The organism is Verrucomicrobiales bacterium (assembly GCA_016793885.1).
Classification (GTDB): Bacteria; Verrucomicrobiota; Verrucomicrobiia; order Limisphaerales; family UBA11320; genus UBA11320.
On sequence record JAEUHE010000203.1, the window covers coordinates 1 to 11,508 of the forward strand.

The window sequence follows — 11,508 nt, forward strand, 5'->3', positions numbered from 1 at the left end:
AGGCGACGCGAGAACCATGGGATTGGGTATTCCAAACGAAAGGATTCTTTGAAGATTTCGATAGGAAGGACGAACAACAGAATGAGCGGAATAAGGGAAATGGAGTCGCACCCTCCACCCCGAAAGCCCCTTTTGTGAAGAAGGAGACGCGCTTCGGCTAAATGGCTTCGGTCTTCGAGCAACGGTTTGAATGGGCAGCGGCCAAGGCAGCTCAACGACTCCTGGAACTCTTTCCGGAAGCAGGCGAGATCCACGTGGACGGTTACCCTCGCGCTTGGGAGATTGTGCTAGAGACAGGAATCGGAAATGTTGCAGCCGAGTTGCTTTTACTCGAGTCGTTTCCGTCGTCACTGCCGAAGATCCGCGTAAAGCCCATAAGCGACTTTCGATTCGTGATCCCGCATGTCGAGGAGGACGGTAGCCTCTGCCTCACAACGAATGCTGCAGCCTCACAGATCTCAGCGCCCGAGGCAGCTATTGACCATGTAATCAACTATTCCAAGACACTCCTAGAGTCTCCGAAAGACACCGACTTCGAGCAGGAATTTTTCAGCTATTGGAGAAGAAACGCGGGCGAAGGCGGTGATGTGTTAGTCCTCACACCCGATGCGGAGATACCCAAGCAAGCGTATTATCTACATGATGGCGCTCAGAGGATGATCGCGGAGGACAGGCTGAAGCTAAAAGAGTGGTGCAAAAGAGCAGGCAAGCCCGAAACACCACTCCACGCCATAAAACGACTCAAACGGGTTGACCTGACCGACCGGTTGCTACCGCGGAAGTTCCCCAAGACTCTCGAGGAGCTACTGCAGTTGCTAGAACCTGAGAATAGAACACTCACTGAATCGATCCGCTCGCATGTGACTCGGAAAACCGGAGAGTTCTTGATCCCCCTACGCATCCCAACATCCTCAGGGTTCATAGACGCCGCGGTGAGCTTTACTGCGAACGGGGGAAGCGGGAAGAAGGAGATCGTCAGAGGTTTTCGTAAAGGAACCGTGCCATGGGAAGTGCTGTCGCTCCGCGCGCCCAATGAAACAACCGAGCTCGCAGTCACTAGGCGGGGCGTCCAGTCAGTAAACCCACAACACATTCGAACACGAGGAGGCAATGGGACCGATCTCTCCACCAAGCGAGTCGCTGTAGTTGGCTGCGGCTCTCTAGGCGGCTACGTAGCCCACATGCTAGCTCGGATGGGCGTCGGACATCTCCTCCTGATAGACAATGACACGCTCAGTTGGGACAACGCAGGGCGCCATGTTTTAGGTGGCCTGCAGGTTGGAACTAGGAAAGCAGAAGCGCTTCGAAAACTTCTTCAGATGGAGTCACCACACCTCGACATCGTTCATCTGAATTCGGACATCCGGAAGCTGCTTTCGATCACTCCCTCACAGCTAGAAGGGGTGGACCTGGTCGTTTCTACTATGGGTGTGTGGGAGGTAGAATACGATCTGAACTATTGGGCGCGCCGCACCGTCAATCCACTCCCTGTAGTCTTCGCATGGATAGAACAGCAGGGCCTTGCGGGTCACGCCTTGCTCGTACACCCGCTGGAAGGAGGATGCCTGGCCTGTGGCTGCAATGAGTGGGGTGAGTTCAAGCTCAGTGTCACGGACCCTGAGATCGTCAGCCAGGTTGCAGGCCGTGGATGCAGCGGTTTCTATCAACCTTACGGGGTAGCGGAGATGATGCCAACCGCCTCAATGACTGTAAAATTAGTCGCCGATACACTTGTTGCTCGTTGCAGGGAATCAGAGCTCCGTACTTACCTCGGTCCAAAGGAAGAATTTGACAGACATGGACTGATCGCGCGGTCTCCGTGGGACGCTATGATCCAAGCCTCACCCCACGGCAAGTTCCATAGCCAGTCGTGGGCTGTGGCGCGGGAGTGTTTAATCGGCCGTTAAAATGGACTGGGAACGCGCAATCCAAGCAGGCATCGAGTTCCGAACAGGACCCGGGAATGAGATCCTTCGTATTGAGCCTCGAGCGCTTGCGACATTTGAACGTTACCGCCAACTCAGACCTACGGACCCAGAGGCTGGAGGGATGCTGCTAGCCAGCATCGAAACCAATTTCGTCCGCATCGCCCGGGCCACGGAGCCAGAAACACAAGACAAGCGGACCCGGTTGTCATTCCGGCCCGCCCTTGGACCTCAGCAACGCACCATCGACAGAGAGTTCAGCGCTGGGCTTCATTTTATCGGCGAATGGCACACGCACCCCGAACCATGCCCGGTGCCCTCACAAGTCGATGTTTGTTCCATGAACGACTGTTTTCGGTTATCCAAACATCAGCTCGCTGGTTTGGTAATGATTATTATCGGGACAGAGCGGTCTATGAAAGGTCTATGGATCAGTATCCACACCGACGACGCTTACCATCGACTCGTCACATCCGGTCCCATTACCCCTATCACACCAGAATCCTCCGAGGGCTAGATCATGTCCACCACTCCAAACTTTATCGAAGCCCTGATCAGCCAGATACCGGCGCTGCAGACGTTGCAACAACTGGGGTTCACCTATCTCACTCCTGAGGAATGCAACGAACAGCGGAGGAAGCGACTGGGGCGGGTGTTGCTGGAGGACATACTTGCAGGACAGCTCCGTCGCCTGAACAGAATCCACTTTAAGGGGCAAGAGTTGCCATTTTCGGAGGACAACATCGCCAAAGCTGTCGAAGTCTTACGGGATATCCCCTTCGAAGGCCTCGTGCGCACGAGTGAAAAAGTCTATGATTTGCTCACCCTAGGTAAAAGCCTCGACCAGACTATCGGTAGCGAGACGAAGGGATTCACGGTCCGATACATCGACTGGCAGAACCCTCGCAACAACGTTTTCCACGTCACAGCCGAGTTTGAGGTAGAGCGGACGGGGAGCAAAGAGCCGCGTCGCCCGGATATCGTGTGCTTCGTGAACGGCATCCCGTTGGTGGTCATCGAGTGCAAGCGCCCAGACGAAAAGGATTCGCTGCAACAGGCCATGAACCAGCAGATCCGAAACTGGAAAGGGGACGAGATCCCCCAGCTCTTCCTCTACATCCAGCTCGTGGTGGCTTTGAACAAGAATGAGGCCAGTTTCGCTACCACCGGTGCGCCCCTGAAGTTCTGGGCCAAGTGGAAGGAAATGCAGGATGTCAAAGCCCAGGTCCGAGCGGTGGTGAACAGCCCCCTGCGCGCGGAGGACTACCGAAAACTCTTCACCGGCCCCTTTGCTCTGGCGCGGGAAACCTTTGAGCAACAGATGCTGCACGAGCGTGAGCCCACGGCGCAGGATTACTTACTCTGGTCGCTCTGTCGGCCGGAACGGCTCATTGAGTTAGCCCGGCAGTTCATCCTCTATGACGAAGGCGGTGCAGTGAAAAAAATCGCCCGCTACCAGCAATACTTCGCCATCAAGGCCACGCTGGAACGGGTGCGGCAACGGGATGCTCAGGGACGGCGCAAAGGCGGAGTCATCTGGCAGACCCAGGGAAGCGGGAAGTCACTAGCAATGGTGCTCCTTGGAAAGGCGCTGGCCATGGAGCCGTCCATCCCCAACCCGCGGATCGTGATCGTTACGGATCGCATCGACCTCGACGAGCAGATCACCAAGACCTTTCATCAATGTGGCAAGGAGCCTCAACAGGCGAAGACCGGGGCGCACTTGATCGAACTGCTCAAAGACGAGCGAGTGAGTGTCATCACTACAGTGCTGTTCAAGTTCGAGACGGCTGCCAAGGCCGCACGCGAGCTGCATCGCCTCAAAGATGACATCTTTGTGCTCGTGGACGAAAGCCATCGAAGTCAATACGGGGACGCGAACATCCAGATGCAGAAGGCGCTGCCGAACGCATGCTACATCGGGTTCACCGGCACGCCGCTGATGAAGGCGGAGAAAAGCACGGCCACCAAGTTCGGTGGATTCATTGAGCCAGCCTATACCATCCGCGACGCGGTGGCAGATCAAGCGGTGGTTCCACTGCTCTACGAGGGCCGTCACATCGTGCAGAAGGTGAATCAGAAACCAGTGGACGCGATGTTTGAGGCCATGAGCGAGGGCTTGACCCACGAACAGAAGGCCGATCTGAAGCGAAAGTTCTCAGCCCGCGACGAGATTAACTGCCTCCAAAGCCGCCTCTACCTAATCGCGTGGGATGTGTCCCAACATTTCTCGAAGCAGTGGAAAGGAACGGGCTTCAAGGGTCAGATCACGGCACCAGGCAAGAAGGAAGCGCTGTTGTTGAAGGCATACTTTGACCAGTTCGGCAAGGTGAGCACCGAGGTCATTATCTCCGGTCCTGGCGAGATCGAGAATCCTGAGGATCATTCAACGGCGGAAAAGGAAGAGAGCGTGGAAGTGTTCTGGAAAGCCATGATGACGAAGTATGGCACCGAGAAGGAATACAATCGCCGCATCATCGACGCGTTCAAAAAGGCGGAAGATCCTGAGATCCTCATCGTGGTGGACAAGTTACTCACAGGGTTCGATGCCCCGCGCAACGTGGTGCTCTACATCGCTCGCAGTCTGAGTGGCCATACCCTTCTCCAAGCTATCGCCCGCGTCAACCGACTGCATCCTGGGAAGGATTACGGCTACATCATCGACTACTACGGCGTAGTTACCGAACTATACGATGCCCTGGAGCTTTACAGCAGCTTGGAGGGCAAATTCGATGCCGAAGATCTGGAAGGCACCCTCACGAATATCGCCGATGAGATCAAGACTCTCCCCTCACTGCACGACGCTCTGTGGGATCTCTTCAAGGCAGTGAAGAACAAGAGTGACGAAGAATCCTTTGAGTTGGCCCTGGAGCCAAAGGAACATCGGGAGGATTTCTATACCCGACTGTGGCGCTTCAGCCGTGTGCTGAGGATGGCCTGTTCCAGTATTCACTGGGTGACTGCCACGCCAGCGGAGCAAGCGCAGAGATACAAGAGTGACGCGGCCTTCTTCCAGAAACTGCGCGCCAGCGTGAAACTCCGTTATGCGGAGGAGATCGACTACCGCGACTATGAGAAGCAGATCCAGAAAATGCTGAACACCTACGTTCAGGCGGAAGAAGTCATCCAGGTAGTGGAACCGGTAAATATCTTCCAACGGGAAGCCTTCGCGGCCGAAGTAGACAAGGCGAAGTCTCCTCGTGCCAAGGCGGACACCATCGCCAACCGCACCAAGAAAACCATTACGGAGAAAATGGAGGAGGATCCGTTCTTCTATCGCAAACTATCCGCCCTGCTTCAACAAGCCATTGAGGACTACAAGGCCGAACGGATCAGCGAGGCCCAATACCTCGAGAAAGTAACCGCGGTCATGGAACAGGTACGGGTTGGCACCCGTGAAGGCATCCCATCCGTGCTCCACCAAAGCGACTTAGCCAGGGCCTATTTCGGCGCCCTGAAAGAACACATGATGGACGGATCGAGCGGGGAAGATGCCCTCCGGGAGACCGCTCCTCCTTACCGCGCAAACGCTGATCGCGAGAAGACCGCTAACGTTCCAAGTGAGTTTCTCGCTGACTTAGCCTGCAAGATTGAGGGGAGAATCAACGAGCATGCAGTCGTCCGGTGGCGCGACAGCCAGGATGCTCAGAACCGGATGCGCAATGACTTGGATGACCTCCTCTTTCAAGCGCAACAGGAACGCGGTTTGAATCTGTCCTACTCTCAGATGGATGCCATTATCGAAGCCATTCTCCGGATCTCACGGAACCGGTCGGATGTCTGAATCTTCGACCATCTCAACCGCTGTGGGTGAGTGCCGGCTGCGGCGGTCAAATCGACGCACTTTGGCGATCAGCGTACATCCCGATGGCACCGTCGAGCTGGCAGCTCCCAAAATGGCAGCAGTTGACGCCATCACCGCCAAAGTCGCCAAAAGGTCGGGTTGGATCAGGCTCCAGCGACAACGGTTCGCAGAGATGAATCGGGATCGCCTACCGCTTCGATATGTCAGTGGAGCCAGTCATCGCTACCTCGGCCGACAATACCGGCTCAAAGTCCGGAAGGCAGAGCCGACGGAAGTTCGCTTGGTCGGCGGGTATTTCTTGATCAACGCCAAGTCTGACGATCAGGACGAAGTGAGAGCCTTGTTGGAGCGATGGTTCCGTAAACACGCTCAAGCTCTCTTCGCGCAACGGTTATCCCAGTGGTCCGAATGGTGCCGGGCTCGAAAACTGCCGGAACCCCGCCTGAGCCTGCTCAAAATGCCCAAGCGATGGGGTAGCGCCCAGCGAGATGGTCGAATCCGGCTCAATCCGGAACTGGTCCGGATGCCCTCCATCTGCATCGACTACGTCGTGGCTCACGAAATCTGTCACCTTCGATTTCCCACCCATGACCCAAGGTTCTACCGTCAACTCTCGGAGTTGATGCCGGACTGGCGAAAGATAAAGGCGCGGCTGGAATCCGAACCGCTTTAAGGTGGGGTGTTTTGTCCTCGGGCCAGGAATGGAAACCGTGGTGACCAGAGCTATCAACTCCTTGGTAAGGCTCAACTTGCGGGCTCAGCCAGCCGATAGTCTAAGGTAGGGCACGCGGGCCTTCCCGTCGTCGGGAGGCAAAGACGCGTGCTCCATCGCAATCGGATCGAGACAACGACAAGCAAACCGGATATCCAGGTGAACCCTCTGCAATGGATCGTCACCAACGCCACGCATCGAGGTATCGGCCGCACGCTGACCGTCGGACTCAGCTACGCCGAGGACTATCTCTTTGATTGGCGCAATGGCACCGATACGGTGCGTCGAGTCGAAGTCGGAACTCTGGACTTTTCTTCCAATAACAAAGCTCAGGCCAAAACCTACGGAGCCACCAAAGCTCGGCCGTTTCTCAAGCTCCTGCAAATTCTCGATCTTCCGCGCGACGCCACCTTCGTCGACATCGGATCCGGCAAAGGCAGGGTGCTCATGCTCGCCGCTCAGGCGGGATTTCAGCGCGTCGTGGGCATCGATTTCTCCCCCCAGCTCTGCGAGATCGCCACGCAGAACATCGCCGCGTTCCGAAAGCACACCGGCGTTCAGGCCCAGATCGACATCCTTCAGGCAGACGCCACGGCGTATGAGTTCACTCCTGACCAACAGGTGTTTTTCATGTTCGATCCGTTTCTCCCAGCAGTGGTGAAACAAGTGATCAGCAACCTGGGCCGTTCGATCGAAGACTCCCCCCGGAAATGCTGGCTGATCTACCTAGCACCCAAATACCACTCGGCCATCGCCGAAACCAAGGTCTTCCCCGAGCCTCACGACTTCACCCTCTTTGGTGCCGACTACAAGGTCTACACCACCGCCTAGCCGAGGTATGCCTCCCATCGCTGCATCACTCCGCTTCGACCAGCCAACCTCATTCAACGCCCCATGGCCATCAGTCACCTGATTCCCCCTCAACTTCGCGGTATCGTTTCGAGCGTGCCTAAACGTCGGTTCGATAACCTCGCCGATACCGTGCAATTTCCTAAAGAGGATGTGGAGAAGGTGGTGCGCATGGCCGGAGTCAAAGCGCGCCGGGTAGCCGATGATGAGACGTGCAGCAGCGATCTGTGTCGCGTCGCCGCCACGGAATTACTCCAGCAGCTGGGCTGGAGCCCGGATTCCATCGATGGGCTCATCTTCGTGACCCAAAGCCCCGATTACTTTCTCCCTTCCACCGCCTGCCTGCTTCATCGTGCGCTCGGGCTCTCGCCACACTGTGCCGCGTTTGACCTGGGATTGGGCTGCTCGGGCTATCCCTACGGGCTCTCGCTCGCCACGATGATGCTGCAGTCCTCCGGCTACCGCCGCCTGCTCCTGCTTCACGGCGAAACTCCCACGCGCTTCTCGGATCAAGGCGACCGATCCGTAGCTCTGCTGTTCGGCGATGCCGGTTCCGCCACCGCTCTCGAGGCCGACCCTGAGGCCGCCCAACGAAGTCGGTGGACCTTTGATCTCCAAACCGACGGCACCGGCTCCGAGGATCTCATTATCCGCGGGGGTGGCTATCGCAAACGGTTCCCCACCGATCCGCGCGACTGTTTCGTCAACATGAACGGAGCCAACGTGTTCAACTTTACGATCAAGCGCATCCCCGCACTCATCCAATCGACCCTCGCAGCCGCGCAGCGTTCCAAGGCCGAGGTGGATTACTTCATCTTCCATCAGTCCAATCAGTTCATCATCAAACACCTCGCCAAGAAGGAAGGCCTCCCTGAGTCCAAATTGCCGCTCACCCTGGGAGAATTTGGCAGCGTGGGAGGTCCCTCCATCCCACTCACACTAACCCAGGGGGGCTTGCAGCGCCCTCCCGACCGCTCGTTGAGCCTGCTGCTACTGGGCTACGGAGTGGGGCTCTCCTGGGGATCCGCCCTGATCGACCTCGCCCCGACGACTCATCTGGGCCATGTCGAGTACCCCTAGCAGCCTGTCGGACTTGTCCACAAGGGAAGATAGTCCGGCGGGGCGATTGACCTTATTTTCCGACCCCCGGGGGGTCATAGAGATTAGCCGGGTGATCGACGATCCCCGGAATCGATCCCCTAGATGGCAGAGCATCGCGCAGCGATGCCACGTCCGGCGGAGAGAAGGGTGGCCCCCCAATCGAAGGGGGAGTGTGAACTCACGCTCAAGGATGTCACAAAGCCTTCTCAATCCGTGTCATCCGTTCAATCCGTAGTCCCTCCATTCCCGGATTTAGGCTAAACCCGACGGCGATCGCTCCGATCAATCATTAGCCGCTGATTTCGGCGATCAGGGTGGGAATGTGTCCCCTGCCCTCAGAGTGTCTCGGTTCGTCGAAGTCGAATGCGGCCCAAATCGCCGTATGACATCGTTAACGGAAGCTCAAGCGCTGGAGTGGGTGGCTAACCTCTTTGCCGTCCCTCCAGATACCCTCAGCCTGGATACCTCCCGCAACGATATCGTTCTGTGGGATTCCTTGGGAGTGCTCATGATTATCGCCAGTCTCGACGAAGAGTTCGGGATCACGGTCACCGATGCCGACATGCGTAACTGCACCAAGGTTCGGGATCTGGTCGCCCTGCTCAACAAACATGGAAGGATCGCGGCGTGATCTCCTCGACGAGATTATCCCTGCACGCCCCTTCTACCACCGTCGCATGCTGACCGACAAACCCAGGCTTCCGCTCCTGAGCATTGCGCTCACGGGCTTCTTACCGTCCTTTCTCAAGTGCTGGATCTACCGACTCCAAGGCTATCGAATCGGCAAAGGAGTCAAGTTTGGCCTGGGATCGGTCCTCATCGGCAAGGACGTTGAAATCGGCGACCATTCGAGTTTCGGACTGCTGAGCGTCATCCGCGGGGAACGAATCCGGATCGGCAGCCACGTGGAATTTCGCGCGATGTCGATTTTTGACACGCCTCATCTCGAGATCGGCGACGGCACGCGCATCAATGAACAGGTCTTCGTAGGTGGCCTCCAGTCGGCCAAGTCCAAGCTGATCGTTGGCCGCAACTGCCAGATCATGCAGATGACATTCATCAACCCCGCGCGATCAATCACCATCGGGGACGATTCCGGAATCGGCGGACACTGCCTGATCTTCGGTCACAGCTCTTGGCTCAGTGAGTTCGAGGGCTATCCCGTGGAGTTCGAGGATATCGTCATCGGCAAAAGCGTCTCGCTCACCTGGCGGGTCTTTGTGCTGCCAGGAACCACGATCGGTGATGGCGCGGTCATTGGCGCCAACTCGCTGGTCCGGGGCAAAGTCCCGGGACGCTGCCTCGCGGTTGGATTTCCGGCTCGGGTCGTCAGCCGCGAGCCGGATTTTCCTCGTCCCATGTCGTATGAAGACAAGCGCGAGGTTCTGGAAAAGCTCCTGGTCGAGTATGAGCAATTTCTGAGCGAATACGGTTTCCAATGCCGCAGTGGGCCGGGAACGTTCCAGGTTCAGGATTCAAAGAGTGGAAAGAGCTGGCTCATGAAGGTGGCCTTCACGAGCGACGATCCGCTGCCCGCTCACGAAACCAGTGTGTTTCTGAGTCTGGCGACGCTTTCTCAGTCCCGTCGTGACGAACTCGATCGACTGAGAATTCCCTGGATCGACATCGCCTCTAAGGACCGATCCGATCAAGGAAACCATTTCGCCGAGGAGACAGTGCAGTTCCTGCGACGCTACGGCGTTCGCCTCTATCGACCCGGATGGCCACATGCCGAAGTCTCCGACAATCGCTCCACACAACCCGACGATCTACCCAATTACCGATCCGCCGCCTAAGATCCGCATGAGCATCCCAGCCTTTCACTCCGACCAACTCAAGATCGACGCCGCCAAGGAGGTCGACAACATCGGCAACTTTCTGCGGGTTGCCCTGGCTCGAACGCTCCGCCGCCGCGGAATCGTGGTTGGAATTTCAGGGGGCATTGATAGCGCCGTCACCGCTGCACTGGCGGTCCGCGCCCTGGGTCCTGAGCGCGTCTTCTGTCTACTCATGCCCGAACGCGAATCGAGCCCGGATACTCTCGCCCTGAGTCGCGGCCTGGCTCAACATCTGGACACGCGATTCGAAGTCGAGGACATAACCCAAACGCTGGAAGCTGTGGGATTTTATCGTCGGTATCGCGATGCGGTTCGGAAAGTGGTACCCGACTACGGCGAAGGCTGGGGATCCAAAATGGTGGCCACCACTTCGGCTGAACAACGCGGATTCACCTTTTTCTCGTTGGTCGTGGCCAACCCCGCCGGAGAGACTCGAACGGTGCGATTGCCCATCGAAGTGTATCTCGAGATCGTCGCGACCACCAATTTCAAGCAGCGCTGCCGCAAACTGCTGGAGTATCACTACGCTGATCGATGGAACTTCGCCGTTGCTGGAACTCCTAATCTTTTGGAATACGATCAAGGCTTCTTTGTCAAAAATGGGGACGGCGCCGCTGACATCAAACCCATCGCGCATCTCTACAAAACACAGGTGTATCAACTGGCTGAGTATCTCGGTATTCCGACGGAAATCCGCCAGCGTCCCCCCACCACCGACACCTACTCCCTGGCCCAAGGACAGGATGAGTTCTACTTTGCGCTTCCTTACCGGGAAATGGATCTCTGCCTCTACGGCTTAAACCACGGGATTCCAGCGAGTCAGGTCGCCCGCGCGGCCGGCATTTCGGAGGCTCAGGTGACGAACGCCTGGGCGAACATCCAGCAGAAGCGCAGCACCGTTCATTACCTTCACCTCCCACCTCTCGTGCTGCCGCGCACCCCTGAACTGCTGGCAGCCTAGAATAAAACCATTCAAACACTTCTTCCCATGAGCGAAATCAAACAAAACGTTCGGCAATTTGTGGTGAACCACTTCCTCTTCGGCCAGGACCCCGGACTGACCGACGACGCCTCCTTCCTGGAACAGGGATTCATCGATTCCACCGGGGTGTTGGAACTGGTCGCGTTCATCGAGAAGGAATACGCGACCAAAGTCAGCGATGACGAATTGGTCCCCGACAACCTCGATTCCATAACCTCGATCGCTGATTTCATCGAACGGAAACGCTGCGCATAGCAGCGTCATCCCAGGCTCTGAATGGACGCACGCAACTCAAC

General features: G+C 56.9%; 10 protein-coding genes. All 10 read left to right on the forward strand.

Annotated features, from left to right (window positions below; translation table 11 throughout):
- Nucleotides 1–161 precede the first annotated feature (161 nt).
- The 10 genes from JNN07_23245 (at nucleotide 162) to JNN07_23290 (ending at nucleotide 11,467) form a co-directional block, all read left to right on the forward strand.
- Nucleotides 162–1,907: a ThiF family adenylyltransferase gene (locus tag JNN07_23245; GenBank protein MBL9170667.1), complete on the forward strand. Its 1,746-nt coding sequence runs from the start codon at nucleotides 162–164 to the stop codon at nucleotides 1,905–1,907.
- 142 nt (nucleotides 1,908–2,049) lie between these two features.
- Entirely contained in the window at nucleotides 2,050–2,442 is a 393-nt protein-coding gene (locus JNN07_23250) for a Mov34/MPN/PAD-1 family protein (GenBank protein ID MBL9170668.1), read from the forward strand.
- A gap of 3 nt (nucleotides 2,443–2,445) precedes the next feature.
- Nucleotides 2,446–5,709, forward strand: coding sequence for a type I restriction endonuclease subunit R (locus tag JNN07_23255; protein ID MBL9170669.1), 3,264 nt, complete (start codon nucleotides 2,446–2,448; stop codon nucleotides 5,707–5,709).
- Nucleotides 5,702–6,403 (forward strand): M48 family metallopeptidase, encoded by a 702-nt coding sequence (locus JNN07_23260; protein MBL9170670.1) that lies wholly within the window; start codon nucleotides 5,702–5,704, stop codon nucleotides 6,401–6,403. Before JNN07_23255 ends, JNN07_23260 begins: the two co-directional genes overlap by 8 nt.
- Before the next feature lie 147 nt (nucleotides 6,404–6,550).
- On the forward strand, nucleotides 6,551–7,273 hold the full coding sequence (locus tag JNN07_23265) for a class I SAM-dependent methyltransferase (GenBank protein MBL9170671.1): 723 nt from the start codon (nucleotides 6,551–6,553) through the stop codon (nucleotides 7,271–7,273).
- A 63-nt stretch (nucleotides 7,274–7,336) separates the two neighbouring features.
- Complete coding sequence (locus JNN07_23270; GenBank protein ID MBL9170672.1) at nucleotides 7,337–8,371, forward strand: ketoacyl-ACP synthase III; 1,035 nt, start codon at nucleotides 7,337–7,339, stop codon at nucleotides 8,369–8,371.
- Nucleotides 8,372–8,774: 403 nt separating this feature from the next.
- The gene (locus JNN07_23275) at nucleotides 8,775–9,023 is read left to right on the forward strand and encodes an acyl carrier protein (GenBank protein ID MBL9170673.1); all 249 of its coding nucleotides are present in this window, start codon (nucleotides 8,775–8,777) and stop codon (nucleotides 9,021–9,023) included.
- Nucleotides 9,024–9,312: 289 nt separating this feature from the next.
- Nucleotides 9,313–10,188 (forward strand): acyltransferase, encoded by an 876-nt coding sequence (locus JNN07_23280; protein ID MBL9170674.1) that lies wholly within the window; start codon nucleotides 9,313–9,315, stop codon nucleotides 10,186–10,188.
- A 7-nt stretch (nucleotides 10,189–10,195) separates the two neighbouring features.
- Complete coding sequence (gene nadE, locus JNN07_23285; protein ID MBL9170675.1) at nucleotides 10,196–11,191, forward strand: NAD(+) synthase; 996 nt, start codon at nucleotides 10,196–10,198, stop codon at nucleotides 11,189–11,191.
- 27 nt (nucleotides 11,192–11,218) lie between these two features.
- Complete coding sequence (locus tag JNN07_23290) at nucleotides 11,219–11,467, forward strand: acyl carrier protein (protein MBL9170676.1); 249 nt, start codon at nucleotides 11,219–11,221, stop codon at nucleotides 11,465–11,467.
- The last annotated feature ends 41 nt before the right edge of the window (nucleotides 11,468–11,508 follow it).

Bases quoted from the DNA above. Each gene is read 5' to 3' on its own strand.
- JNN07_23245 (MBL9170667.1), top strand. From the start codon at position 162: ATGGCTTCGGTCTTCGAGCAACGGTTTGAATGGGCAGCGGCCAAGGCA.
- JNN07_23250 (MBL9170668.1), top strand. From the start codon at position 2,050: ATGCTGCTAGCCAGCATCGAAACCAATTTCGTCCGCATCGCCCGGGCC.
- JNN07_23255 (MBL9170669.1), top strand. From the start codon at position 2,446: ATGTCCACCACTCCAAACTTTATCGAAGCCCTGATCAGCCAGATACCG.
- JNN07_23260 (MBL9170670.1), top strand. From the start codon at position 5,702: ATGTCTGAATCTTCGACCATCTCAACCGCTGTGGGTGAGTGCCGGCTG.
- JNN07_23270 (MBL9170672.1), top strand. From the start codon at position 7,337: ATGGCCATCAGTCACCTGATTCCCCCTCAACTTCGCGGTATCGTTTCG.
- JNN07_23275 (MBL9170673.1), top strand. From the start codon at position 8,775: ATGACATCGTTAACGGAAGCTCAAGCGCTGGAGTGGGTGGCTAACCTC.
- JNN07_23280 (MBL9170674.1), top strand. From the start codon at position 9,313: ATGTCGATTTTTGACACGCCTCATCTCGAGATCGGCGACGGCACGCGC.
- nadE (MBL9170675.1), top strand. From the start codon at position 10,196: ATGAGCATCCCAGCCTTTCACTCCGACCAACTCAAGATCGACGCCGCC.
- JNN07_23290 (MBL9170676.1), top strand. From the start codon at position 11,219: ATGAGCGAAATCAAACAAAACGTTCGGCAATTTGTGGTGAACCACTTC.